The organism is Pseudoduganella sp. UC29_71, from assembly GCF_042693265.1.
Lineage (GTDB): Bacteria > Pseudomonadota > Gammaproteobacteria > Burkholderiales > Burkholderiaceae_D > Rugamonas.
The window spans coordinates 3,273,960-3,298,354 of record NZ_CP170549.1 but is presented as its reverse complement, the minus strand read 5'-3'; the positions used below and the strand labels follow the sequence as shown (position 1 = coordinate 3,298,354).

The following is a 24,395-nucleotide window of genomic DNA, read 5'->3' as shown; positions in this document are numbered from 1 at the left end:
ACACACATGAGTCTTGAAATTCGTATTGCTGCACCGGATGACGCTATTGCGGCGTGCAATGTGCTGCGCCGCTCCATCACCGAGTGCTGCGTACTCGACCATAAGGACGACCCGGCCATCCTGGGCGCCTGGCTGGGTAACAAGACGCCGCAGACGGTGGCGAGCTGGTTCGAATCCCCGACGAATTTTTCCGTGGTGGCGCTGAAGGATGGCGAAGTGATCGGCGTCTCGCTGCTCACCGGCGCGGGCAAGCTGGCCTTGTGCTATCTGCTGCCAGAGGCGCGCGGCCACGGCGCCGGCAAGGCCATGCTGGCCAAGGTGGAGGAAACCGCCTGCAACTGGGGCGTGAAGGCGGTGCAGCTGCACAGCACGGCCACCGGCGAGGCCTTCTTTGCCAGCCAGGGCTATATCCGCTCCGGCCACGTGCGTTCACCCTACGGCGTGGACACCATCTTCTTCTGGAAGCAGCTCGACCGCAGCGCCGAGCCGGACGCCAGCCAGCGCAAGCGCTTCTGCAGCTGCAATTCCGCCTGATCCGCCGCAGTCGCCTTAGCACATCGCGCAGGATTGTCCCGCGCCTTGGGTGCCGGTCCGGCTGCCGTGCGCGGCCAGCGCCGCGCCATCCTGCACCTTCCCGTCCACAAACATCTTCAGCTCGCCCGGCACGAAAGCCACCCAGCGTTCGTTGGAGGTGAGCGGCTCGGTGGCGATGACGGCCATGCGGTCGTCGACGCCATTGTGGCTGCTGAAGTCGATGCTGCGCTCGCAGTCCACCAGGCTGGCCACCGAGAAGGGGTAGGAGCGCGCCACATAGTGCAGCTGGGTGGAGCAGTGCGCGAACAGCGTTTCGCCGTTGGACAGCAGGAAGTTGAAGGTGCCGTGCACGGCGATCTCGGCGCTCAGCTCGGACACGGCCACATACAGCGCGCGCCGGCCGGGCGCGGCGCGGAAGCGGTCGGCCAGGCCGGACAGCAGGTGGCAGAAGGCGCGTTCGCTGTCAGTGTCGCCGTCCGGCGTGTAGAGGCCGCTGTCCGGATGAAAGCCCTTGAGGTCCCCGTTGTGGGCGAAGGACCACGTCCTGCCCCACAGCTCGCGCGTGAACGGGTGGCTGTTTTGCGGCGCCACGCGGCCCTGCGTGGCTTTGCGGATGTGGGCCACCACGTTGCTGGCCTTGATGCGGCGGCGCTTGATCTGTTCAGCCAGCGGCGACTCTATCGTGGCGCGGTGCTCGGTGAACAGGCGGCAACCGCGCCGCGTATGGAAGGCGATGCCCCAGCCGTCCTTGTGTTCGCCGGTGCGCCCGCCGCGTTCGGCAAAGCCGGCGAACGAGAAGCGCAGGTCGGCTGGTTTGCTGCTGTTCATTCCTAGTAACTGGCACATGGCGGCGGCGCTGGGTAAGCGGTGGTGGCGGATGAGCTTACGATACGGGCACCCCGCCGGGACGGGAACGAATCTTTCGGCATATTCATATACGCAGCTTGCAGGGCGGCCTACATGCGGATTTTGGATATCGAATGGTGAAACGATTCGTTCTGGCAGCGTGCCGCCTGGTTTAGTCTGCGGCCTATCCCGTAGCCTGGAGCGTCGCATGACTTACCCCGTACTGAAGCAATACCTGGCCCGCCTGTCCGGGCAGGACAGTTCCACCACCAGCATCTGGCTGGACCCGGAGGGCCGTGCCCAGGGCCGTTTCTTCAACTGCACCATGACCAGCGCCTTCCAGCCGGTGCGCGACCTGGCGCAGGGCGAGGTGGTAGCGTACGAGGGGCTGGCGCGCAGCGTGTCGGTGGCCGACCAGGGGCTGTCGCTGTGGAAGCTGCTGGACCACGCGGCCAGCGACGACGAGTCGATCGAACTGGACCGCCTGTGCCGCATGCTGCACGCCATTAACTTCTTCCGCCAGGAAGGCAGTGGCGGCGCCGACCTGTACCTGAACGTGCACGACCGGCTGCTGAGCGCGGTCAGCAGCAACCACGGCTATGCGTTCCAGCGCATCCTCGATGCGCTGGACCTGCCGCTCGCGCGCATCGTGCTGCTGCTGCCGCCGGTGACGGCGCAGCAGGGCTGGCTGCTCAACTATGTGGCCGACAATTACCGCCGCAACGGCTTCCGCTTCGCCGTCAACGCGGCCAGTGCGCGCGAAGGGCTGCACCTGCTGGAGCGCGTGCGGCCGGACGTGATACGGCTGGACGCCAGCCAGCGCGCGGACGGGGAGGGCGTGCTCGCCCTGCTGGCGCAGGCCCGCCTGGCCGGCGCGCGCGTCGTGTTCAAGCGGGTGGAGACGCCGGAATCGCTGCTGGCGCTGCAGCGCATCGGCGGGGCGTCGGGGCAGGCTTTGCTGGCGCAGGGGTATCTGCTGGATGCGCCGCGGACGACGCTGGCGGCTTACGCTGCGCTAAGCCGCCCTACGCTTGCCACGGTCCCGTAGGGCGGCTTAGCGCTCAGCGCGTAAGCCGCCGGCGCGCACGCGGCTTAAAATTTTCTTAAACCTGCGTCACACTCTTAAAGAGGTTTCTCAACTCCCCCTGCTATACGCTATAGTAATCAATATCGTAACAATGGATTTGCCATGGCCACTCGCAGGGATTTTTTACAGACAGGATTCGGCCTGACGGCCGCAAGTTTCATCGGTGTACCGCTGCTGGGCTGCGCGTCGCCTCCTGCCAAGGCCGTGGCCAAGGCCAAGCCGCACGCGCCGGCGCCGCAGCAGCCGGCCATCCAGCTCGCTTCCGCCGCGCCGCAGACGGAGCTGGAACCGCCGCCCGACATTTTCGACGCCCAGCTGCTGGACATGGAATTCTGGCTCAAGCCGCGCACCATCAGCGTCACCCGCCCGGCCAGCGGCGAAAAAGCCCGCCTGCTGTACTGGAAGGACGGTGAAATCATCGACGCGGCCTACCAGGAACTGTGCCACTTGCTGCGCGACGTGAACGGCAAGGAAACCGCCCCCATCGATCCCAAGCTGCTGGAAACGCTGTGGGGCACGCAAGCCTTCGTGGCGCGCTACGGCATCGAAAGCCCGGTCGAGATCCTGTCCGGCTACCGCACGCCGGATTCGAACAAGCGCTTGATCGAGCAGGGCGTGCCGGCCGCGCGCCAGTCGCTGCACATCCAGGGCAAGGCGGCCGACATCCGCATCCCCAACCTGAACGCCGAGGTGCTGGGCGGGCTGGTGCGCAGCTTCCGCCAGGGCGGCGTGGGCTATTACTACCGCAACACGCCGCAGGGCGGCTGGATACACGCGGACACCGGCCTCAAGCGCACCTGGAAAGGCTGACGTTTTAGCTGCGCCGGGTTACACTGCCGGATTGTTTAGATTTACCGACAGGAAAGCCATGCAGGACGCAGCAGACGAGCACCACAACAACGGCGGCGGCAAGCCGCGCTTCCGCCCCGTGCCGTGGACGGCGCTCGACACGCCGGGCGACGTGGAACTGTGGATCGAAGAGCACAATCTCGCGCTGAAGGAGCATATCGGCCCCAACGAGACCGGCTACGGCGTGTGCTTCACGCTGGCCGAGGGCGGCACCATCCATATGCAGACCGGCGCCGACGGCGCCGTCATCCTCGACGTGGATGCGGAGGCGGAATGGGTGTCGCCGCTGATCGTGGCCATTGCCCAGGCCGAGCCGCCGCAGGGCGCCATGTGGGTGCTGCCGGACGACAAGCTGATCCAGCTGGTCATGGGCTTGAGCAGCCTGATCGCCAGCACCACGCTGGTGGTGGGCCACAATTTCGGGCGCGGCCAGCGCCGCCGCTACTAACGGCCCTCAACCCTCAACCCTCAACCCTCACCCCTCAATAACAAGGATAACCATGCGTACTTCGGGATTCTCTTTGAAACTGGCGGCTGCGGCTCTGCTGCTGGCCGGCGCCACGGCAAGCGCCTGCGCGGCCGACTTGCTCGAGACCGTCAAGGCGCGCGGCGCCATCAAGGTGGCGCTGGAAGGCACGTATCCGCCGTTTAACTACAAGGACCAGAAGAGCGGCGAACTGGCCGGCTTCGACGTGGATGTGGCCAAGCTGCTGGCCGCCAAGCTGGGCGTGAAGACCGAGTTCGTCACCTCCGAGTGGGCCAGCATCCTGGCCGGCCTGCAGGCGGGCAAGTACGACGTTATCGTGTCCCAGGTGACGGTGAACCCGAAGCGCGAGCAGGCCTTCGACTTCTCGGTGCCGTATGAGTACTCGATGCCGCAGCTGGTGGTGCGCAAGGACGAGAAGGCGCAGTACGCCACGCTGGCCGACCTCAAGGGCAAGCGCGTGGGCGTGGGCCAGGGCAGCGTGTACGAGCAGCAGGCCAAGGCCGTGCCGGGCATTGAAGTGCGCAGCTACCCGGCCGCGCCGGAAAACCTGCGCGACCTGGCCGTGGGCCGGGTGGATGCGGCGCTCAACGACAGCCTGATGACGGCCTACCTGCTGAAGACCTCGGACCTGCCGATCAAGGCCGGCGCCAAGGTCGGCAAGGTGGAGAAGGTGGCCGCCGCCTTCAAGAAGGGCAATCCGCAGTTCAAGGCCGCGCTCGACAAGGCGCTGGCCGAGGCCGCCGCCGACGGCAGCCTGAAAGCCATTTCCGTGAAATGGTTCGGCGTGGACGTGAGCAAGGCGCCCTGAGCGATGGGGCTGCAGGCATTGCAGGAGCTGTTCAGGGAGGCGGGGCCGGTGATGCTGACCGGCGCCGGCTACACGCTGGTGTATGCGGTGGCGTCCATGCTGGGCGGGCTGCTGCTGGGCTTTCCCACCGCCGTGGCGCGCATCCTGCCGTGGAAGCTGCTGGCCTGGCCGGCCGGGCTGTACGTGAGCGTGATGCGCGGCACGCCGCTGCTGGTGCAGATGTTCGTCATCTATTACGGCCTGCCCAGCGTGGGCATTGAATTCACGCCGGTCACGGCAGGCATCCTGGCGCTCAGCCTGAACGCCGGCGCCTACTTGTCCGAAAGCCTGCGCGGCGCCATCCAGAGCGTGGCGCGCGGCCAGTGGTGGGCCAGCTACAGCCTGGGCCTGGGCTACTGGCAGACGCTGTATCACGTGGTGCTGCCGCAGGCGCTGCGGGTGGCGGTGCCGTCCATGAGCAACACCCTGATCAGCCTGATCAAGGACACCTCGCTGGTGTCCGTCATCACCATGACGGAACTGATGCTCACCACCAAGGAACTGATCGCCACCACCTTCCAGCCGCTGCCGCTCTACCTGGCCGCCGCCGCCATCTACTGGGTGCTGAGCCTGGGCTTCGAAACCCTGCAGCGGCGCGCCGAGCGCCACCTGAACCGGGCGCACGCGCGCTAGGCGGTGCGGCGCGCCGCGGTTTCGTGGCGCTGGAAGGCGGCGCGCACGTCGGCGCGCAAGGCGTCGTCTTCCCACGGTTTGGTGAGGAATTTGTAGATCGCGCCGCGGTTCACCGATTCGGTCACGCAGCGCAGGTCGGTGTACCCGGACAGCATGATGCGCACCGTGTCCGGATACAGGTCACCCGCCCGCCCCAGGAATTCGGAGCCGCTCATGCCCGGCATGCGCTGGTCCGACAGGATCACCTGCACCCGGTGCAGCGCCAGCAGCTCCAGCGCCTCGGCGCCGCTGCCGGCGGTGAGGATGCGGTAGCCGTCGCGGCGCAGCAGGCGCTGCAGCGACGACAGGATGTTGGGCTCGTCGTCCACCAGCAGCACGGTGCGGCCGTGCGCGTCCTGTTGCGGCGCGGCCAGCACCAGGTTGCGCTGGAGCAGCAGTGCGAACTCGGCGGCCGGCTGCGGGCGCGCGTAGTAGTAGCCCTGCATCTCGTCGCAGCGGGCCTTGCGCAGATAGTTGGCCTGGCCCTCGGTTTCCACGCCTTCCGCGATCACCGTCATGTGCAGGTTGTGGGCCAGGTCGATGATGGCGTGGCAAATGGCCGCGTCGCCCGGATCGGTGGTCAGGTTGCGCACGAAGGACTGGTCGATCTTCAGGTGGTCGATCGGCAGGTCGCGCAGCCGGCTCAGCGAAGAATGGCCGGTGCCGAAATCGTCCAGCGAAATGCGGATGCCGGCCTGCTTCAGCGCGCGCAGCATGGCCTGCGCCTGGCTCATATCGTCCAGCAGCGCCGATTCCGTCACTTCCACTTCCAGGTAGCGCGCCTCCAGGCCGTGCTCGGCCTGCGCCCGTTCGATGAACTGCACCAGGCCCGCCTGGCGGAACTGGCGCGCCGACAGGTTGACCGCCACCGGCGCGGCAGGCAGGCCGGCGTCCAGCCAGGCGCGCTGCTGGCGGCACACTTCGCCGATCACCCAGGCCCCCAGCGGCACGATCAGGCCGGTGCTCTCGGCCACCGGGATGAACTCGCCCGGCGGCACCAGGCCGCGCTGCGGGTGCTGCCAGCGCAGCAGCGCCTCGGCCGCGCACAGCTCGCCGCTTGCCAGGTGCACGCGCGGCTGGTAGTGCAGCCGCAGCTCGCCTTGCTCGAGCGCCTGGCGCAGTTCGGCCTCCAGCGCGAACAGGCGCTCGGCGCGCGCGTTCATTTCCGGCGCGTAGAAGCGCGGCTGGTTGCCGCCCATGGCCTGGGCGCTGGACATGGCTGCGCTGGCGCCGCGCAGCAGGGCGGCCGCGTCGCTGCCGTCGCGCGGGGACAGGCTGATGCCGATGCTGATGGTGGTGTACAGGTCGCCGTGCGCGGTCGGCAGCGGCTGCTGCACGGCACGCAACAGTTTCTGCGCGATGGCGGCCAGGCCGTCGGCGCCGTGCACCTCGCCGATGGCGATCGCCAGTTCCTCGCCGGACAGGCGCGCCAGCGTGTCGCCCTCGCGCAGCACGTCGGCCAGCACGGCCGCCACGTGCTGCAGCATGCGGTTGGCCGCGTCCAGGCCGAGGCCGTCCTTGACTGCGCGGTAGCGGTCCACGCCCAGCACCAGCACGGCCACCTGGCCGCCGACGCGCGGCGCGTGCAGCAGGGCTTGCTGCAGGCGGTCGCTGAACAGGTTGCGGTTGGCCAGGCCGGTCACCGGGTCATGGTTGATCTGGTAGTCGAGCGCCTCTTCGGCCGCCGCGCGCTTGAGGCCTTCGCGCAGGCTGGCCATGCCGAAGGCCAGGTCGTCGGCCAGTTCCTGCAGCAGGCGCGTTTCGTCGGCGTCGAACGGGGTGGCGGCGGCGGAATGGATGCCCAGCACGCCGAGCAGCGTGCCGCGCGCCAGCAGCGGCACGGCCATGGTCCAGCGCGCACCGGGCAGCTCGTCCATGGCGGCCAGGCCGGCGCGCAGCTGGTGCGCGGCGATGGCGCGGCGTGCGTTGATGGCGCCGGCGCACAGGTCTTCCAGGCCGCAGCCGGCGTGCCAGGCTTGCGCCAGCCGGGACGCGCTGTCCGGCGCGCTGCCGGCACAGGCGGCCGGCGCCGTGATGGCCGCTGCGCCGTCGTGCGCCAGGCCCACCCAGGCCAGCGCGTAGCCACCGGTGGCGACGATGTACTGGCAGATGGTGTCCAGCAGCTCAGCCTCGTTGTCGGCGCTGACCAGCGCGTCGTTGCACTGCGATAGCATGCGCAGCGTGCGGTTCAGGCGTTCCAGTTCGGCCGCGTGCAGCTGGTCGCGCAGGTGGGCGCGCTGCATGGCGTCGGCCATGCTGTTGAGCGTGCCGGACAGCATGGCGAACTCGTTGCGCCCGGCCGGCGGCGGCAGGCGCGCGCTCCAGTCGCCGTCGGCCAGGCTGCGCGCGAAGTCCATGCAGGCGCCGACCGAGCGGTTGGCCTTGTGCACGATATAGCGCGCCAGCGTCAGGCCCAGCAGCACCGCGACCAGGCTGAAGCCGGCAATGCCCAGCGTCAGGCGCCGGTTCTGCAGGTGGATGGTGCGCCGGGTGGCGTCCATGCCCTGCTCGGCGCGTCCGCGCAGTTCCATGATGCGCGGCTCGATCTGGTGCACGGCGCCCAGATAGTCCTGCATGGCGGCCTCGATCTCGGCCTCCACGGCGGCGTATTGCCGGAACAGCGCCTGGTATTGCTGCAGCAGCTGCGCCAGTTCGGCCGCGCGCGCGCGCGCGGCAGGCCGGCCTGCGCCAGCTCGGCGCCCAGCTGCGCGGCGGCGGCGTCGAAGTCGGCGGCCTGGCGCGGCGGGCGATGCAGCAGGAAGGTCTTTTCCTGCCGGCGCAAGGCGAGCAGGCCGATCCGCAGACGCTCGGGGCCGCCTTGCGCCAGCCGCGCCTCGAGCGCGCGCGCACTGGCGGTCAGCTCGCCTTCCAGGCCGCCGTCGGCGTTGCCCAGCCGCCCGTACAGCGCCACCACGCGCAGGAAGCCGGCCTGGTACTGGTGCGTGGCCTGCTCGATCGCTTGCAGCGCCGCTGCCATGCCCGGCTCGCCGCGCAGGCGGCGCATCGCGGCCAGGTCGGCGCGCACGTCGGCCAGGTGGCCCGTCACCAGGGTGGCGTAGCGCGAGCGGGCCTCCTGGAAGCTGTACACCTTCACCTTGAGCAGGAATTCCTTTTCGTAGCGGCGCGCGCGCGACATGCTGGCCTGGCTGGACAGGCTGAGGTGGCTGATCCGGTCGTCGTTGTCGAGGAAGGCGTCGATGGCGCGCATGCTGCTGCCGTGGCTGTACAGCGACAGCGCGCCCACGCACAGCAGCATGGTCAGCACGGCGCTGAAGCCGAACGCCAGTTTCAGGCGCAGGCTGAGCTGATCGAAGCGCGCCAGCACGGTCAGTCCAGGTAGGGCACGAAGTCGTGCGCCAGCACCAGGTCCGAAATCTCGGAAGTGGCGCAATACTGCGTGAACGTGCGCGCCGCGCCGGACGGGGCCGCCAGCATTACCAGCGTGAGCGGGCGCGCCACCGGGTAGCGCACATTGCGGATGTTGGCGCTGGTGGCCGGCACGCCGTCCAGGGCCAGCAGCTTGATGGGCACGCCGGCGTGCGCGTTGCGCTCGGCCTCGCCCAGCGACACGTAGACGATGGCCAGCGGGTCGGCCGCGACAGCGCGGATGCGCTCGGCGTTCGCGCCTATGCTGCGCTGGCCGCGGAAGGCGCCGAAAGGCAGCTTCATGTATTGCTCCATGAGCTCGGTCGAGCCGCTGTCGGCGTTGCCGGCCAGCAGATGCAGGGCGCCGTCGGCGCCGCCCAGCTGGCGCCAGTTGACGGTCTTGCCGCGGTAGATGTCGGCCAGCTGGCCGGCGTCCAGGGCGGACAACGGATTGTCGCGGTGGACCACCACGGCCACGCCGTCGCGCGCGATGGGAATGCCGTACAGCGTGCTCTCCTGCGCGGCCAGGGCGCGCGACACCATGCCGATGTCGGCGCGCCTGTCGCGGACCGCTTGCAGGCCGTGGCCGGACGTGCTCTGTGCAATGTCGATGCGGACGCCGGGGTGGTAGCGCTGGAAGCGTTTGGCCACCTCCGCCATCAGCGGCGCCATGGTGGACGAGCCGGCCAGGCGCAGGTGCGCGGCCGGCGCGGCGGCGGCCGGCGGGCTGGCCTGGAACTGGGCGGCGCCCGCCAGCAGCAGCACGGCGCCCATCAGGGCGCTGCGCAAAGGGGTTGCGTGTCGCATGGTTGGCCTCGCTCGGTCGGCGTGGGCACGGGGGCGGGGTGCGGAAAGGGGGATGGGGACGCAGCGGCGTGCCTCGGGGCGGGGGAGGACGGCTACGTTGCTGCATATTTTGCCGGAAGGCAAGGTAATGCGCACGTTCTTTTGCCCGGCCACCCGCATTTGAACGGAAGCGGGCAGGGCGCTGTGGCGTTTACCCCACGTCCGCGCCGCGCTCCGGGCGCTCGACATTGCCATACAGGCATGCTAGGCTAAGGTGGCGTGCAGCCACTGCCTACCGTTGCGACAAGGGTGACATGGATAAGGAAATGCAAGCTTCCGCTGTCGAGGCCGCGCCGCGGGCCGGCCGGGCCACGGGCAGCCTGGGCAGCCTGTATGGCCTGGGCGGCCTGGGCGGCGTGCACGCGCACCCGCTGTCGGCGGCGCCGGACTTGCCGGCTGGCGCGGACGAGCTGGCGCTGAGTCCGGAACGCCTGCGCTACGAGCAGGAACAGGGCTATTTCAACGACATCTACCTGCTGGCCCCGGTCGGCTATTTCGTGCTGGCCTTCGACACCACCGTGCTGCAGATGAACCTGGTGGGCGCGGACCTGCTGGGCCTGCCGCGCGCCAATCCGGCGCGCGCCAGGTTCCGCGACTATGTGGCGCCGCGCTTCCTGGCCGATTTCGACGCTTTCGTGCAAAACGCCCTCAACACCACCGCCGCGCAGCGCTGCGACCTGCAGATGACGCGCGGGCGGCCCGGCGAGCAGGGCTACCCGGTCACGCTGCGCGCCAGCGCCGACGGCAGCGGCCAGGCTTTCCGGGTGGTGCTGGAACTGGCCGAAGGCAAGCTGGCCGCGCTCGAGCGCAGCGAGGAGCGCTTCCGCCGCATCGTGCACAGCGCCGAGGAAGGCATCTGGGAGATCGATGCGCAGTCGCGCACCTCCTTCGTCAACCCCAAGATGGCCAGCATGCTGGGTTACGCCATCGAGGACATCGTCGACCAGCCGCTGGTGGCCTTCATGGACGACGAGGGCCGCGCCCTGCTGGAGCGCAACATCGCGCGCCGCCAGCAGGGCATTCGCGAGCGGCATGAATTCAAGTTCATCCGCGCCGACGGCAGCGCGCTGTGGGCCACGCTGGCGACCAACCCCATCTTCGACGGCGAGGGCGCCTACCTGGGCGCGCTGGCGCTGGTGAGCGACATCTCCGACCGCCGGGAGTCGTCCGACCTGATCTGGCAGCAGGCCAATTTCGACGCGCTCACGGCGCTGCCCAACCGCCACATGTTCCAGGACCGGCTCGGCCAGGAAATCAAGAAGGCCAAGCGCGAAGGCGCGCTGCTGGCGCTGCTGTTCATCGATCTGGACCAGTTCAAGCAGGTCAACGACAGCCTGGGCCACGACAAGGGCGACGCGCTGCTGGTGCAGGCGGCCAGCCGCATCGCCGCCTGCGTGCGCGCCTCGGACACGCTGGCGCGCCTGGGCGGCGACGAGTTCACCGTGATCCTGGCCGGGCTGGAGCAGGTTGCCAGCGCCGAGCGCGTGGCGCAGGAGATCGTCGGCGCGCTGGCCCGGCCCTTCGAGCTGGACGGCGACAGCGGCGTGGTGTCGGCCAGCATCGGCCTGGCCTTCTACCCGGCCGACGCGGAGGCGCCGGAGGAGTTGCTGCGGCACGCAGACCAGGCCATGTACGCGGCCAAGAAGGCCGGCCGCAACCGCTACCACTATTTCACGCAGGACCTGCAGCTGGCCGCGCAGCAGCGGCAGCGCCTGGCGGTCGACCTGCGCAATGCGCTGGCGGCGGAGCAGTTCGAGCTGGTCTACCAGCCCATCGTCAACCTGGCCAGCGGCGCCATCGAGCGCGCCGAGGCGCTGCTGCGCTGGCGCCATCCGGAGCGCGGCCTGCTGCATCCGAGCGAGTTCATCGCGCAGGCCGAGCATAACGGCCTGATCAGCGAAATCGGCGACTGGGTGTTCCGGCGCGCGGCGGACCAGGCCAGGCAGTGGCAGCAAGCGCTGGGGCGGCCGTTCCAGATCAGCGTGAACCAGTCGCCCGGCCAGTTGCGCGGCGACCCGGCCTGGAGCCAGGGCTGGCCGGCCTATGTGGCCCAGCTGGAGCTGGCGCCGCGCAGCATCGTCATCGACGTCACCGAGGGCATCCTGCTGGACGGCGCGGCCGACGTGCTGCAGCGCCTGCGCAGCTACCGCGCCATGGGCTTGCAGGTGGCGCTGGACGATTTCGGCACCGGCTACGCCTCGCTGACCCAGCTGAAGAAATTCGACATCGACTTCCTCAAGCTGGACCGGGTCTTCGTGCAGGACATGGTGGGCGATTCGGGCGACCTGGCGCTGTGCGAGGCCATCATCGTGATGGCGCACAAGCTGGGCCTGAAGGTGGTGGCCGAAGGGGTGGAGACGGCGGCCCAGCACGCGCTGCTGCTGCAGGCCGGCTGCGACTACGCGCAGGGCTATGTGTTCGCGCACGCGCTGGCGCCGGACGAGTTTATCGCGCTGGCGCGGCGCGGCGTGCCGCAGCTGGAACGCTAGGGGAGCAGGGCGGAAGCTTAGCGCAGGCCCAGCAGGGCCATCACGCGCTCGCGGTTGATGCCGGTCAGCGCCGAGGTCAGGCTCAGCAGGGAAGCATAGCTGGGTTCGTTGGCCGCCACCACGAAGTTCTGCGCCGCCTGGTCCATGCCGGCCGCGCTCACTTGCGGCATGGCCGACACGGCGCGCGCGCTGGCGTCGCTCAGGGCCAGGTTGACCTTGGCCAGCGCCGCTTCCACGTGGCTGAGCGCCTGGATCACCTGGCTCAAGGTCTGGCGGATCGCTTCGGCGTCGCTGGTGCTCCAGGTTTCCGGCGCGATGGCCGGCGCTTCCGGCTCGGTGCGCACGCGGTGCAGCTGGCCGGTGGGGAAGCGGATGCCGCCGCCCTGGATGGCCATGGTGTCGCGCACGCTGGCCCAGGCCGATTCGGGCACGGCGAACTCGAGGTCGCCATTGTCGCCCGGGCCCACGGTGATGTTGACCGGCACCAGCGCCTGGTTGAAGCGCTGCACGATCTCGTCGTCCGACAGGCCCGGTTCCAGCGCCACCGAGCGCAGCCCGGCCGCGCCGCCGCCGACCGCGATGGCCAGCGTTTCGCGCGCGCCGCTGCGCAGGTTGGCCATATTCATGCCGCGCACCTTGAAGCGCTGCAGCGACTGGCTGGAATTGTATCCGAGCTGGCTGTCCAAGGTTCCCCCCGACGCGTCCTGGCGGTTGCGCCAGGTGTCGTTGAACTGGCGCACGCGCGCTTCCACCTGGCCGTCGCGGCCGGCGCGGCTGGCCAGCTTGGCGCTCAGTTCGGCCTTGAGCATGCGCAGCTGGGCCGCGCTCTGTTCGAGGAAGTCGACCGCCTGCTGCGCGCCCGAGATATCGCTTTGCAGCGGCTGGTCCCAGTTGCTCACGCCGCGGCGCGGCGCCGGTGGGGCGCCGTTGCTGGCGGCGGCCTCAGGCGTGCCTACCGGCGCCGCCAGCTTGGTCTCGTCGACCTTGCTGGTGGAGCTGGTATTGCCTGCGGCAAGACCGCTGGAACTGGGGCGCGGGGCGATTTGCATGCGAATTAGAGTATGTTAAACAGGGACAGGCCGCTTACTTTGGCGTACGCCTTGTAAGTCGATTGTAGTGCAATAGTGTAGCCGTTCAATTCGGTTGCCGCCAGACCATAGTCCAGCTTGCCGATATCGCTCAGCGCCATCTGGTTCGACAGGCTGACGTTGGTGTGGTTGTCCTTCAAGGTGGCCAGGATGTTCTGGGCGCCGCCGAAGGCCGCGATCTTGCCGGAAATGAGCGTCATGGTGTCGTCCGAGCCGCTCAGCGCATCCGTCAGCAGGGCGCGGAAGGCCGGGTCGTTGGGCGACACGCCCGGCACCGTCAGGCCGTCGAGCACGCTGTCAATCTGGTTCAGGTAGGTTTCCAGGCCTTGCGCATCCACGTTGGCTGTCTGCGCGATGCCGTTGCCGACCACCACTTCCTGCTTGCCGTTGTTGCCGGTGTAGGTGTAGCGTGAACCGGCGGCGGCGGCCGGGTCGAAGCTGATGGCCGGGGTGCTGGTCAGGGTGCCCGAGAAGATGTATTTGCCTTCCTGGTCCTTCACGTTGGCGCTGTAGAGCATGCTCTCGCGCAGCGATTGCAGCGACGTTACCATGGATTGCAAGTCGTCCGGCGTGGTACTGCCGCCGTCCAGCGCCCACACGAACAGGTCGCGCGCTTCGTTGATGTCGCGCACCACGCTGCTCAGATAGGTCTCGTTTTTCTGCAGGCGGATCTGCACCGCATCGATATTCTCGCGGTACTGGCCGACGATGGCTTCCTCACGGTTCAGGCGCGAAATGCGGACATTGGCGACCGGGTCGTCGGATGGCACCTGGATGCGGGAGCCGGACGCCATCTGCTCGGTCAGGCGCGTCATGGCAGCCTGGTTCAGCGTCAGCGAGCGGTTCATCGACGCCTGGGATTGGGAAGTAGCGATGCGCATGGCGGGCCTCTTAGTTGAACATCGCCAGCGTGGCGTCGAACAGGGTGTTGGCCACGGCGATCACTTTCATGTTCGCCTGGTACATATTCTGGAACTCCACCAGGTTGATGGCTTCCTCGTCCTGGTTCACGCCGCTGGTCGATTTCCAGTCATCCTCGGATTGCTGGCGGATGGTGGTGGCGGTCTTGAGCAGCGCCTGGTTTTGCTGGCTGTCGATGCCCAGCTTGCCCACCAGCTGGGTGTCGGCGTCGCCCAGCAGTACGGAGCCGATCGAGGTCAGCGTTACGGGCTGGTTCTTGATGCCGATTAGCAACTGGAGATTGGCGCTGTCGCCCGGGGTGCCGTCGGCCGAGAAGGCCAGGTCGGAAGCCTGGAATGCCGGGTCGATTTGCAGCATGCCGGTGGTGCTGGTGGCGTTGAAGGCGAACAGCGGTTTGCCCGGATTGCCGGCGGTGTCGAAGCCCGCCTGCAGCTGGGCGTTGACGGCATCGGCCATCTGCTCGGCCATGTCGCGGATGGAAGTCTGCAGCGGCACCAGGATGTTCTTGTCGTAGTCGGACAGGCCGCCCATCTGGCCGCCCACCTTGGTGTCGTCCAGTGCGAATTTGGTCTGGCCGAAGCTGAGCGAGAGCACCGGCGCACCGCTGCTGCCGTCGACGAAGATATTGCCGGCCAGATTGCCCACCACCAGCGGCTGCCCGGTGCGCAGCGATACGCTGCGCGAACCGTCCGGCTGGTCGATCACTTCGATTGCCACCATGGAGGCCAGTGTGTCGATCGCCATGTCGCGCTCGTCGATCAGGGCCGAGGTGTTGGTGCCGACTGCCGAGGCGCCGGCGATGCGCTCATTCAGGGCGGCGATATTGGCCATGTTTTGATTCATCGCCGGCAGCAGGGCGTCGCGCTGCTGGCGCACGGACAGGCGCTGGTTGGCCGTCACGTTGTAGATGCTGTTGAAGTGCTGCGACATGGAATTGGCCGCCGTCACCACCTGTTGGCGCAGCGGGGTCGAAGTCGGGTCCACGCCGGCTGCGTTCAGCGCCTTGAAGAATTCGTCCACGCCATTGCTCAGGCTGGACTTGTCGTCGCCCATCACGCGTTCCATCTGCGACAGGTAGGGCTGGGTCTGGCTATGCGAACCGAGGTCGGACGCCGCGCGCCACATCTGCTGGTTCTTGTAAGAGTCGGAAAAACGCAGCAGGCCGCCGATTTCCACGCCCATGCCGGCCGTCTTCATGCCGATGCCGGGTGCCACTGCGTTGAGCAGTACGCCCTGGCGGGTGTAACCCTTGGTTTGCAGGTTGGCAATGTTCTGGCTGGTGGTGTTCAGGGCCGCTTGGGCGGCATTCGAACCGGACAGCGCGTTGCTGAGTATGCTCATTGGTGCTGGTCTTTCCTGGTGAAGGCTAGGACCAGTTGCTTTAAAGCATCTTCACTGGTCCGTTAACTGTTAAAGGCGACCACTTTCTGCGCCCGATTAAATGGTTTGTCCGCTTTTTGTGGCAGGGGCCAGCGGCATGGGGGTGCCGGGCAGGTGCGGCGCCACCGGCGCGGCCGACGGCAGCAGCTGGCGCAGGATGGCGTCGGCCACGCCGAAGGCGCGCTGGCCGGCCATCTGGTCGGCCACCAGGTTGTCGGCCATGTCCAGCATGTCGCGGTTGATGCTGTCCTTGCGGTCCTCGTCCTTCAGCGCCTCGGTCGAGGTGCGCATGCGGTGCAGCATGTCGCCGATGAAGAAGGATTCGAACTTGACGGCCGCCTCGGTGGCCTTGGCGCGGTAGTGCGCGTCGGCCGGGTCCAGCGGCTCGGCGGCCTTGGCCACCGGGGCCAGGTCGGGCTTGGCGGCCGGGCCGATGTCGAGCTGGCGCGGCAGGATGGGGGAGAAACGGTCCATGGCGGTGCTTTCCTAGATGACAACCAGTTCGCCTTCGATGGCGCCGGCCTGGTCCAGCGCCTGCAGGATGGCCATGATGTCGTCGGGCGAGGCGCCCAGGCTGTTGACGGTGTCGATAATGGTTTGCAGCTTGGCGCCGGCCGGCCACTTGAACATCTGGCCCGAACCCTGGTCCACGCTCACGGCCGACTGCGGCGTGACCTGGGTGGTGCCCTGGGCGAAGGCGTTCGGCTGGCTGACCTTGGAGCTTTCCGAAATGACCACTTTGAGCGAGCCGTGCGTGACGGCGGCGGCGCGCACGCGCAAGCCTTCGGCGATCACCACGGTGCCGGTGCGCGAGTTGAACACCACTTTCGGGTTGTCCTCGCCCACCTCGATGGCCAGGCTTTCCAGCTTGGCCATGAAGGCCACGCGCTGGGTCGGATTCTCGGGTGCCACCACGTCCACGCTGGTGGCGTCGGTGGTGCTGGCGATCTCGCCGAACTTCCTGTTGATCGACTCCACGATATTGGTGGCGGTCTGGAAATGCGGGTGGCGCAGCGACAGGCGCACGGTGGGCTTGGTGGCGAAGTCGGTGGCGATCTCGCGCTCGATGGTGGCGCCGTTCGGCACCCGGCCCGAGGTCGGCGTGTTGACCGTCACCGAGGAGCCGCTCTTGCCGGCGGCCGACAGGCCGCCCACCACCACGTTGCCCTGCGCCAGCGCATAGACTTCATTGTCGGCCGCGCGCAGCGGGGTCAGCAGCAGGGCGCCGCCGCGCAGGCTCTTGGCGTCGCCCAGCGAGGACACGGTGATGTCGATCGCCTGGCCCTTGCGGTAGCCGGGCGGGAACACGGCGCTGACCATGACGGTGGCCACGTTCTTGCTCTTGGCGTCGGTGCCGTCCGGCACCTTGACGCCGAACTGCTTGAGCATATTGATCACGGACTGGCTGGAGAACTTGACCTGGGTCGAGTCGCCGCTGCCGTTCAGGCCCACCACCAGGCCGTAGCCCACCAGCGGGTTGTCGCGCACGCCTTCGATGCTGACCAGGTTGCGCAGCGTTTGCGCGGCCTGGGCCGGCACGGCGCTCAGCAGCGCGGTGCAGGCCAGGACGGCGGCGGAAAAGAGGGAAAATCGGCGCATGAGGCCACCTTAGAAGGGCATGTAAGGGCTGGTGAAGAAGCGCGTCAGCCAGCCCGGGGAATTCGCGTCGGCCAGGGTGCCCTGGCCGGAGTAGGCGATGCGGGCGTTGGCGATGCGCAGCGAGGAGACGCGGTTGTCGGCGTCGATGTCGGCCGCGCGCACGTAGCCGCGCAGGCGCACGAATTCCTCGCCCTGGTTCAGGGTCAGCATTTTTTCGCCGGCCAGGCGCAGCAGGCCGTTCGGCATGACTTCCTGCACGATGACGGTGATGGCGCCGGACAGCGCGTTCTGCTGCGTGCTGGTGGCGTCGCCCTCGAAGGTGCGGCCGGCGCTCAGGTCGATGCCCGCTTTCGGGCGCACCTTGCCCAGCAGGGTGGGGGCGGCCACGTTGATGCCGGAATCCTTCTTGAAGGAGGTGCCGGCGCTCTTCGAGGCCTGGGTGGTTTCTTCCAGCAGCACGGTGACCACGTCGCCGACGCGGAAGGCGCGGCTGTCCGAAGTCAGCGACAGGCCGGCGTCGACGGCGTAGACGCCGCCCGAGCTGCCGCGCGGCGTGGCCGAGCGCGCCATGGTGGGCGCGTCGTCGAAGGGGCCCGGCCTGACCACGGGCGGCTGGATGGCGGCACAGCCGCCAAGCAGCAGCGCCAGGGCGGCGGGCAGGGCGGTTTTCATCAGCGTGCCGCCTGCGACAGGTATTGCAGCATGTTGTCGGCCGCGGTCAGCACCTTGGTGTTCATCTCGTAGGTGCGCTGGGCGGCAATCATGTCCACCATTTCTTCCACCACCTGCACGTTGGAGCCTTCCAGCGCGCCCTGCTTCAGCTTGCCGAACTGGTCGGTGCCGGGGTTGCCCTCGGTCGGCGCGCCGCTGGCGGGCGTTTCGGCGAACAGGTTCTCGCCCAGCGCCTGCAGGCCGGTCGGGTTGATGAAGGAGGTCAGCGTCAGCTGGCCCAGCACGGCCGGCGTGGCGCTGCCGGAGACGACGGCCGAGACCACGCCGTTTTCCGCGATGGTGACGGCGGTGGCGTTGGCCGGCACGGTAATCTGCGGCACCAGCGGCAGGCCGCTGCTGTTGACCAGGATGCCGTTTTCATTGAGCTGCAGCTGGCCGGCGCGGGTGTAGGCCGCTTCGCCGTCCGGACGGCGCACCTGGAAGAAGCCGTTGCCGTTGATGGCCACGTCCAGCGCGTTGGTGGTGTTCTGGATATTGCCGTTGGTGAAAATCTTCTGCGTGCCCACCAGCTGCACGCCATTGCCCAGCTGCACGCCGGACGGCGCCAGGGTGTTGTTGTCGGCGCGCTGCGCGCCCGGCTGCTGCTCGATCGAGTAGAACAGGTCCTGGAAGGCCACGCGGTCGCGCTTGAAGCCGACCGTGTTGGCGTTGGCCAGGTTGTTGGCGATGGTTTGCAGTTTCGCGTCCTGCGCCTGCACGCCGGTCTTGCTGATCCACATTGCTGGATTCATGGTAACTCCCTGTAAGTTGGTGGTCAGCCGCCGATCAGGCGGTTGCCGGCTTCAGCCATGCTGTCGCTGGCTTTGAACAGCTTCATCTGGATTTCAAAGGTGCGGTTCAAGCTCATGGTGGCCACCATTTCCTCGACCGCGGAGACATTGCTGCCTTCCAGGTGGCCGGAGCTGACCTGGACCGTGGCGTCGGCCGCCAGCGGCTGGCCGTCGCGCGCCACCAGCAGGCCCGCTTCGTTCTTGCTCAGTTCGGACGCCTCGGCCTTGACCAGCTTGAGCTTGTCGACCACCTGCATCTGCGTGGTGCCGGGCGACTGGATCGACACCGTGCCGTCCTGGCCGATCTGCACCTTGGTGTGGATGGGCAGGGTGATCGGGCCGCCTTCGCCGAGGATGGGCATGCCGCCCACCGTCATGGCGCCGTCGGCGTCCAGCGTGATGGCGCCGGCGCGGGTGTAGCCTTCGCCGGTCGGACCCTGCACGGTGAAAAAGCCGTTGCCGGAGATGGCCACGTCCAGCTCGCGGCCGGTCGACTTGAGCGTGCCGCTGCGGGTGGTGACGGCGTTGGCCTGCATGTCGGCCATGTGGCGGTCGTCGTAGCCGTAGCCGGGCAGCGAGCGCGCGGTCGACAGCTCGAGGTTGGCCCGGAAGCCGGTGGTGTCCATGTTCGCCAGGTTGTTGGCGTGGACCTGTTGCCCGCGCAGCGCCCGCTCGGCGCCGCTCATGGCGGTGTAGATCAGTGCGTCCATGTGTCAGCCGGTCCCGTTACAGCGCTTGCATCAGCGCTTGCATCATGGCGTTCTCGGTCTGCAGCACCTTGGAGTTGGCCTGGTAGTTGCGCTGCGAGGTCATCAGACCTACCAGTTCCGAGGTGATGTCCACGTTGGAACCTTCCAGCGCGGCGACGCTCAGCGAGCCGGCCATGCCGGTGCCAGGCGTGCTGTACAGGGGCGTGCCGGACTCGTTCGAGGCCAGCCAGCTGGTGTCGCTGATCGGGGTCAGGTTGCCTTCGTCCGGGAAGGTGGCGACAGCCAGCTTGCCCACGGCCTGGCGCTGGTCATTGCTGTACTTGGCCACCACCGAGCCGTCCTTGGCCAGTTCCACGCCGATGAAGCTGCCGGCCGAGTAGCCATTGGCCTTGTTGGTCGAGGTGGTCGCTTCGCCGAAAGCGTGGGTCGTGCCGGTGTAGTCGATTTCCAGCTCGATGGCGTCGGTACCGTTGGCAATGAAGGCGCTGCTGGCCTCGTCCCATACCAGCGGCGACAAAGTCAGCGTGGTGACGGTGGGCGTGGGCGGAGTGGTCGCTACCAGCTGGCCTTTGGTATCGAACTTCAGGTCGAAGTCGGCGGCGCCGGCATCCGCGTTGCCGTCCAGCGCATAGGTGACGGTCACGGTGTCCGTGTCCTTCTTGATGAAGTACTGGGTCAGCGTATGCTGGTTGCCGCGCGAATCATAGATCACCGACACGCGCGACATATTGTACGATTGCGGATCGGGTACCTTTTCCGCGCCGGGGGTGGCGTCCGGCGGATCGAAGGTTACGGTCGGCACTTTCCAGTCGGCCGACAGATTGCTCACGTAATCCAGTTCGCTGCTTGGCACCGGCGCGATCTGGCCGGTGGGCACCTTCAGGTCGCCCATCGGACCCAGCGTGGTGGCCGGCGGGGTGATGGAGAAGCCCTGTACGCGGCGCCCGGCCGAGTCCACCAGGAAGCCGTCCGTGTTGGCGTCGAAAATGCCGACGCGGGTGTAGTTGTTCTGGCCCTGCAGGTCCTTGGTGACGAAGAAGCCGCGTCCGTTGATGGCAGCGTCCATGCCGCGTCCGGTCGCCACCACGCCGCCGTTCAGGCTGATGTTCTGGGTCACGGAACCAATCTGCACGCCGGCCGCCTGGGTGCCCGCGTACTGCGAAGCGAAGTTGGCGCGGCTGGCCTTGAAGCCATAGGTGCCCGCGTTGGCGATATTGTTGGAAATAGTGCCCAGTTGCTCGTTGATGGCCTGGATGCCGGACAGTGCGATATCGAAACTCATGGCGGATACCTTTCTAAGGTGTACTGCGTAAATTTGCTGAATTAATTAATTGCTGGCGGTTTTAGTGCCGTTCACGCCGTTGAAGGCCGTGATCAGGCCCGGCGAGGTGTCGCCCACGTTCGACACGTTGAGCACGACGGCGCCGCCCGAGCCCAGGCGCACGCTGTTCAGGCGGCCGACCAGGTCGACCGATGCCTCTTCCTTGCTGCTTGTTTCCACGCGCATCTTGTAGGTGCCGGCCGGCAGGCCCAGCGCCTGCGGGTCGAGCGCAAACGGCACCGCGCCGCTGGACTGCGAACCCAGCTCCACCTTGTGCTCGCGGCCGTCCAGGCCGGTCAGCACCAGCGTGGTCTTGCTGCTGTTGCTGGACAGGCTGATTTCGCCCTTGACCTTGGTCGTGTCGAGCTGCACCTCGGTAGCGGTAACCTGGATCTCCGAGCCCACCTGGGCGCCCAGTGCCATTACCTGCATGCTGGACAGGATGCTGGCGTTGGCGCTGGTCAGGTTGCCCACGTTCTGCAGCGCTTCGGTCTGCGACAGCTGGGTCAGCTGGTTGATGAACTGGCTGGGGTCGGTCGGCGAGAGCGGGTCCTGGTTCTGGATCTGGGCCACCAGCAGCTTGGTGAACATCTGGCTGGTTTCGCTGCCGTTGGCCAGGGGATTGGTGCCGGTCGTGCCGGCCGCCGGGGTGTTGGAGAAGAAATTGGTTTGCATGGATTAACCTTCACCGAGTTTGAGCAGCGACTGCTGCATGGAGCGGATGCGACCCAGCACTTCCACATTGGTTTCAAAGGCGCGCGAGGCCGACATCATGTCGGTCATCTCGGCCACCTGGTTGACGTTGGGGTAGTACACCATGCCGTCGGCATTGGCCAGCGGGTTGCCCGGCTCGTACACCTTGCGCAGCGGCTCGCTGCTTTGCACCACGTCCAGCACCTGCACGCGGCCGCCGTTCTCGGCGTTGGCGCCTTCGTTCATCACGGCTGCGAACACCGGCTTGCGCGCGCGGTAGGTGTCGTTCTCGTTGCCGGACACGGAATCGGCGTTGGCCAGGTTGCTGGCCACGGTGTTCAGGCGCACGGTCTGCGCCGCCATCGCCGAGCCGGCGATCTGGGAAATATCCTTGAAGCTCATGTGCTTGCCTTGTTGGCCGGGTTATTGGCCGGGTTACTGGCCATTGATTGCTTTTGCCAGGCCCTTGAGCTTCATGTTGATGAAGGTCAGGCTGGTCTGGAAGTCGCTGGCGTTTTGCGAGAAGGCAGCCTGCTCGACGCCGATCTCGACGGTGTTGCCGTCGCGGGTGGGGTGGTAGGGCACGCGGTACAGCGCATTGCCGTCCGAGTCCAGTTCCGGCTCGCCCGCTTCCAGCGCCCGGGTCTGCGCCAGGGTGGCGGCGAAGTCCATGTCCTGCGCCTGGTAGCCCGGGGTGTTCTCGTTGGCGATGTTGGACGCCAGGATGCGCGTGCGTTCGGCACGCAAATGGAGCGCGTCGCCATGCAGGCCGATTGCGTCTTTGAAGTTGATGCCCATTCATTCCCTCCTGTCGTGAGTGCGTTGCCCATGTAAAATGGCGGCCGGGCGCACTGCGCGCGCCGCAGCCATCATAGTAAAGGTATTGCCCATGTTCAACAATCCCATTTTACATCCGATTTTTGCCGCGTTGGCGATCGTCGTGCCAATTCTTGGCGAAGCGGCCACGACAGCGGAGCAGACTGTGGCGCTGGTGGAACAAACTGCGCGCGAGGCGCTGCTGCGCCAGGCCGACGGCAATGGCCTGGTGGAGCCGGAATTCGAGGTGTCGGCCGTGCGCACCAGCCGCGCGCTGCCGGCCTGTCCGGCTGCGGCGCCGGTGGCGGTGGGGGTGCTGGACGCGCGCCAGGCCACGCGCATGCGCCTGGTGGCCACTTGCCCGGGCGACGCGGGCTGGAAATACGAGTTCGTGGTACGCGCCAGGGTGACGGCGCGGGTGGCCGTGATGGCGGCCGACGTGGCCAGCGGCAAGCCGGTGGACGCGGCCGACGTGGCGCTGGAGCGGCGCGACATCAGCCTGGTGAGCGACACCGTGTCCGACCTGGCGCTGCTGGAAGGCATGTCCGCGCGGCGCAGCCTGCGCAGCGGCGAACTGCTGCGCCAGAACATGCTCACGGCCCAGCTGCTGGTCAAGCGTGGGGAGGCGGTGCGCATCGTGGCGCGCAATGAGCAGATCGAGGTCAGCATGGCCGGCGAAGCGCTGGACCCGGGCGCGCGCGGCGCGCTGATACGGGTGCGCAACAACAACGGCAATGTCATCAAGGCCAGGGTGACGGGCGCTGGCACGGTAGAACCTGCCGATTTGCCCGTGTCCATTCAATCGCCCAGGTGATTTTTCATTTGCTGGACCTTGCCGGCCAGCTTGCTGAGCTTGTCGGCATAGGCCGGGTCGGTGGCGTAGCCGCCGCGTTGCAGGCCGCTGGCAAAGGCGCGCGCGTCGTTGCCGGCGTTGAGCGCCTGCTGGTAGCGCGGGTTGTCGATTAATAAACTGGCATAGTCGTGGAAGGCTGCGGCCTGGTCCGGGTAGCTGCGGAAGCGTTCCACCTTTTTCAGCGCCACGCCCTGTTCGTATTCGGTGGTGGTGGCGGCAGCGACCGCGCCCTGCCATTGGCCGCCGGCCTTGATGCCGAACAGGTTGTTGCTGTTGCCCACAGGGCGCTGGCCCCAGCCCGATTCCAGCGCCGCGTGCGCGGCCACCAGTTCCGGCGCCACGCCCAGGCGCTTGGCGGCGTCGGCCGCCCAGGGCTGGATGGTGGCGAGGAATTCCTGCTGCTCGGCCGTGGTGGCGCCGTCGCCCGGCGCGTCGATGACGCCGGCCGCGCGCGCGCGCAATGCCGCCGCAGCCGTGCTCAGTGCCTGCGAGGGCAGGGCGTCGCCGCCGCCGTTGCTGCCATTGCCATTGCCATTGCCATGGCCGCCGGCGCTGTTGCTCCAGCCGCCGCTGATCAGCGCGGCCACGTCGCCCTGCACCTGGCGGAAGGCGGCGCCGAAGCCGCCGGCCGCGCCGCCGGACAGCGAGGACAGGCCCGCGGTAGGCCGCATATTGCTGGCGGTAGCCGCCGTGGCGGCCGTGGCCGCGGTGCCCTGCAGCGGGCGCGCCATGTCAGGCGGGTTCATAGATCTGGTCCTCGCCATGCAGCACGCGCTGCATGATGGTGTATTGTTCAACCAGCAAGTCGCTATTGCGTTTGCCCAGGCGTTTGCATTCCAGCACGCGCTGCTCCAGTTCCTGCCATTGCTGCTGCAGGCGGGCGCGCGGCTCGGGTTTGAGCAGGGTGAATACCTGCGCCATCGACGGGGCCGGACCCAGCAGGCGCAGCGCGCAATCGACGCGCTGCACGCGGCGCGCTTCCATGGCGTCGGTCAGGGCGGACACGGCCGCGGCGATCTGTTCCAGGCGTTCGCGCTGGTGGCGCAGCGCCGCATCGAATTGCTGTTCCAGCAAGTCCTGCAACTGTGCATAGGCCGCCATGTCGGCGGCGATGCCGTCCAGCAGCAGCTGCATGGCCTGCTGGCGCGACGCGGCCGGCGCGGGCGCGGCGGCCTGCGCGGATGCTGCTGGTGTCACTTGTCGCTCCCGTGGAAGCGCTGGATCAGGCCGGCCAGCTTGTCCGGGTCGAACGGCAGTTCGCCCTTGGCCAGCGCGTCGCGCAGCATGGCCACGCGCTCGTGGTCCACCTCGGGCATGGCCTTGAGCGCCGCCAGCGCGGGCTGCAGCACGGCCGATTGCAGTTCGGGCGCGGCCGGCGCGGCGGCCGGCGCGTGCGCGCCCTCAGCCGGCGCGCTGTCGGCCACCCGCTGGACGGCCGCGCCGTCCACGCTGCCAGTCGAAATTCTCATACGTTGACCTCTGGTCTTGG

At 67.8% G+C, this 24,395-nt stretch carries 27 protein-coding genes; 8 read left to right on the top strand and 19 right to left on the bottom strand.

What is annotated here, in order from left to right:
• Positions 1–6 precede the first annotated feature (6 nt).
• Complete coding sequence (locus tag ACFJI2_RS14495; RefSeq protein ID WP_107868502.1) at positions 7–534, top strand: GNAT family N-acetyltransferase; 528 nt, start codon at positions 7–9, stop codon at positions 532–534.
• Between the two features lie 15 nt (positions 535–549).
• On the opposite strand, the gene ACFJI2_RS14490 is transcribed toward ACFJI2_RS14495, so the two are convergent.
• A complete protein-coding gene (locus tag ACFJI2_RS14490; RefSeq protein WP_377705647.1) occupies positions 550–1,380 on the bottom strand; it encodes a class II glutamine amidotransferase in 831 nt (276 codons plus the stop codon).
• Positions 1,381–1,588: 208 nt separating this feature from the next.
• Here ACFJI2_RS14490 and ACFJI2_RS14485 point away from each other — a divergent pair, with 208 nt between their 5' ends.
• The 5 genes from ACFJI2_RS14485 (at position 1,589) to ACFJI2_RS14465 (ending at position 5,283) form a co-directional block, all read left to right on the top strand.
• Positions 1,589–2,428, top strand: a complete 840-nt coding sequence (locus ACFJI2_RS14485; protein WP_377705646.1) for an EAL domain-containing protein — start codon at positions 1,589–1,591, stop codon at positions 2,426–2,428.
• Between the two features lie 141 nt (positions 2,429–2,569).
• Positions 2,570–3,277: a YcbK family protein gene (locus tag ACFJI2_RS14480; RefSeq protein ID WP_377705645.1), complete on the top strand. Its 708-nt coding sequence runs from the start codon at positions 2,570–2,572 to the stop codon at positions 3,275–3,277.
• 58 nt (positions 3,278–3,335) lie between these two features.
• Positions 3,336–3,764: a hypothetical protein gene (locus tag ACFJI2_RS14475; RefSeq protein ID WP_377705644.1), complete on the top strand. Its 429-nt coding sequence runs from the start codon at positions 3,336–3,338 to the stop codon at positions 3,762–3,764.
• A gap of 52 nt (positions 3,765–3,816) precedes the next feature.
• The gene (locus ACFJI2_RS14470) at positions 3,817–4,611 is read left to right on the top strand and encodes a transporter substrate-binding domain-containing protein (RefSeq protein WP_377705643.1); all 795 of its coding nucleotides are present in this window, start codon (positions 3,817–3,819) and stop codon (positions 4,609–4,611) included.
• 3 nt (positions 4,612–4,614) lie between these two features.
• Positions 4,615–5,283 (top strand): amino acid ABC transporter permease, encoded by a 669-nt coding sequence (locus ACFJI2_RS14465; protein ID WP_377705642.1) that lies wholly within the window; start codon positions 4,615–4,617, stop codon positions 5,281–5,283.
• Here ACFJI2_RS14465 and ACFJI2_RS14460 read toward each other — a convergent pair.
• The 3 genes from ACFJI2_RS14460 to ACFJI2_RS14450 all read right to left on the bottom strand — a co-directional run bounded on the left by ACFJI2_RS14460 (position 5,280) and on the right by ACFJI2_RS14450 (position 9,495).
• The gene (locus tag ACFJI2_RS14460) at positions 5,280–7,679 is read right to left on the bottom strand and encodes an EAL domain-containing protein (protein WP_377705843.1); all 2,400 of its coding nucleotides are present in this window, start codon (positions 7,677–7,679) and stop codon (positions 5,280–5,282) included. The genes ACFJI2_RS14465 and ACFJI2_RS14460 overlap by 4 nt on opposite strands.
• A 98-nt stretch (positions 7,680–7,777) precedes the next feature.
• Positions 7,778–8,647: a hypothetical protein gene (locus tag ACFJI2_RS14455; RefSeq protein ID WP_377705641.1), complete on the bottom strand. Its 870-nt coding sequence runs from the start codon at positions 8,645–8,647 to the stop codon at positions 7,778–7,780.
• 2 nt (positions 8,648–8,649) lie between these two features.
• A complete protein-coding gene (locus tag ACFJI2_RS14450) occupies positions 8,650–9,495 on the bottom strand; it encodes a phosphate ABC transporter substrate-binding protein (RefSeq protein ID WP_377705640.1) in 846 nt (281 codons plus the stop codon).
• Between the two features lie 305 nt (positions 9,496–9,800).
• Between ACFJI2_RS14450 and ACFJI2_RS14445 the strand changes: the two genes are divergently transcribed.
• On the top strand, positions 9,801–12,023 hold the full coding sequence (locus ACFJI2_RS14445; RefSeq protein WP_377705639.1) for a putative bifunctional diguanylate cyclase/phosphodiesterase: 2,223 nt from the start codon (positions 9,801–9,803) through the stop codon (positions 12,021–12,023).
• Between the two features lie 17 nt (positions 12,024–12,040).
• Here ACFJI2_RS14445 and ACFJI2_RS14440 read toward each other — a convergent pair whose 3' ends face one another.
• The 12 genes from ACFJI2_RS14440 to flgB all read right to left on the bottom strand — a co-directional run bounded on the left by ACFJI2_RS14440 (position 12,041) and on the right by flgB (position 22,035).
• Entirely contained in the window at positions 12,041–13,072 is a 1,032-nt protein-coding gene (locus ACFJI2_RS14440) for a hypothetical protein (RefSeq protein ID WP_377705638.1), read from the bottom strand.
• A 5-nt stretch (positions 13,073–13,077) separates the two neighbouring features.
• The gene (gene flgL / locus ACFJI2_RS14435; RefSeq protein WP_377705637.1) at positions 13,078–13,992 is read right to left on the bottom strand and encodes a flagellar hook-associated protein FlgL; all 915 of its coding nucleotides are present in this window, start codon (positions 13,990–13,992) and stop codon (positions 13,078–13,080) included.
• A gap of 10 nt (positions 13,993–14,002) precedes the next feature.
• Positions 14,003–15,373 carry a flagellar hook-associated protein FlgK gene (gene flgK, locus ACFJI2_RS14430; RefSeq protein WP_377705636.1) on the bottom strand — a complete coding sequence of 457 codons (1,371 nt, stop codon included), beginning with the start codon at positions 15,371–15,373 and terminating at the stop codon, positions 14,003–14,005.
• Between the two features lie 96 nt (positions 15,374–15,469).
• Positions 15,470–15,886 carry a hypothetical protein gene (locus ACFJI2_RS14425; protein ID WP_377705634.1) on the bottom strand — a complete coding sequence of 139 codons (417 nt, stop codon included), beginning with the start codon at positions 15,884–15,886 and terminating at the stop codon, positions 15,470–15,472.
• A 12-nt stretch (positions 15,887–15,898) separates the two neighbouring features.
• Complete coding sequence (locus ACFJI2_RS14420) at positions 15,899–17,011, bottom strand: flagellar basal body P-ring protein FlgI (protein ID WP_377705633.1); 1,113 nt, start codon at positions 17,009–17,011, stop codon at positions 15,899–15,901.
• 9 nt (positions 17,012–17,020) lie between these two features.
• A complete protein-coding gene (flgH, locus tag ACFJI2_RS14415; protein ID WP_181259834.1) occupies positions 17,021–17,683 on the bottom strand; it encodes a flagellar basal body L-ring protein FlgH in 663 nt (220 codons plus the stop codon).
• A complete protein-coding gene (gene flgG / locus ACFJI2_RS14410) occupies positions 17,683–18,474 on the bottom strand; it encodes a flagellar basal-body rod protein FlgG (RefSeq protein WP_181259835.1) in 792 nt (263 codons plus the stop codon). The genes flgH and flgG overlap by 1 nt, the downstream gene beginning before the upstream one ends.
• A gap of 23 nt (positions 18,475–18,497) precedes the next feature.
• Entirely contained in the window at positions 18,498–19,223 is a 726-nt protein-coding gene (gene flgF, locus ACFJI2_RS14405; protein WP_107868516.1) for a flagellar basal-body rod protein FlgF, read from the bottom strand.
• Positions 19,224–19,239: 16 nt separating this feature from the next.
• Positions 19,240–20,505, bottom strand: coding sequence for a flagellar hook protein FlgE (locus ACFJI2_RS14400; RefSeq protein ID WP_377705632.1), 1,266 nt, complete (start codon positions 20,503–20,505; stop codon positions 19,240–19,242).
• Positions 20,506–20,550: 45 nt separating this feature from the next.
• The gene (locus tag ACFJI2_RS14395) at positions 20,551–21,219 is read right to left on the bottom strand and encodes a flagellar hook capping FlgD N-terminal domain-containing protein (protein ID WP_377705630.1); all 669 of its coding nucleotides are present in this window, start codon (positions 21,217–21,219) and stop codon (positions 20,551–20,553) included.
• Between the two features lie 3 nt (positions 21,220–21,222).
• Positions 21,223–21,639 (bottom strand): flagellar basal body rod protein FlgC, encoded by a 417-nt coding sequence (gene flgC, locus ACFJI2_RS14390; protein WP_107868519.1) that lies wholly within the window; start codon positions 21,637–21,639, stop codon positions 21,223–21,225.
• Positions 21,640–21,672: 33 nt separating this feature from the next.
• Positions 21,673–22,035, bottom strand: coding sequence for a flagellar basal body rod protein FlgB (gene flgB / locus ACFJI2_RS14385; RefSeq protein ID WP_377705628.1), 363 nt, complete (start codon positions 22,033–22,035; stop codon positions 21,673–21,675).
• A 142-nt stretch (positions 22,036–22,177) separates the two neighbouring features.
• Here flgB and flgA point away from each other — a divergent pair, with 142 nt between their 5' ends.
• Positions 22,178–22,867, top strand: a complete 690-nt coding sequence (flgA, locus tag ACFJI2_RS14380; RefSeq protein WP_377705627.1) for a flagellar basal body P-ring formation chaperone FlgA — start codon at positions 22,178–22,180, stop codon at positions 22,865–22,867.
• On the opposite strand, the gene ACFJI2_RS14375 is transcribed toward flgA, so the two are convergent.
• The 3 genes from ACFJI2_RS14375 to flgM are packed head-to-tail and all read right to left on the bottom strand — an operon-like array spanning position 22,852 to position 24,375.
• A complete protein-coding gene (locus ACFJI2_RS14375) occupies positions 22,852–23,652 on the bottom strand; it encodes a glycoside hydrolase family 73 protein (RefSeq protein WP_377705626.1) in 801 nt (266 codons plus the stop codon). The genes flgA and ACFJI2_RS14375 overlap by 16 nt on opposite strands.
• Positions 23,639–24,103, bottom strand: a complete 465-nt coding sequence (gene flgN / locus ACFJI2_RS14370) for a flagellar export chaperone FlgN (RefSeq protein WP_377705625.1) — start codon at positions 24,101–24,103, stop codon at positions 23,639–23,641. Before flgN ends, ACFJI2_RS14375 begins: the two co-directional genes overlap by 14 nt.
• Positions 24,100–24,375 (bottom strand): flagellar biosynthesis anti-sigma factor FlgM, encoded by a 276-nt coding sequence (gene flgM / locus ACFJI2_RS14365; RefSeq protein ID WP_377705624.1) that lies wholly within the window; start codon positions 24,373–24,375, stop codon positions 24,100–24,102. The genes flgN and flgM overlap by 4 nt, the downstream gene beginning before the upstream one ends.
• Positions 24,376–24,395: the final 20 nt, after the last annotated feature.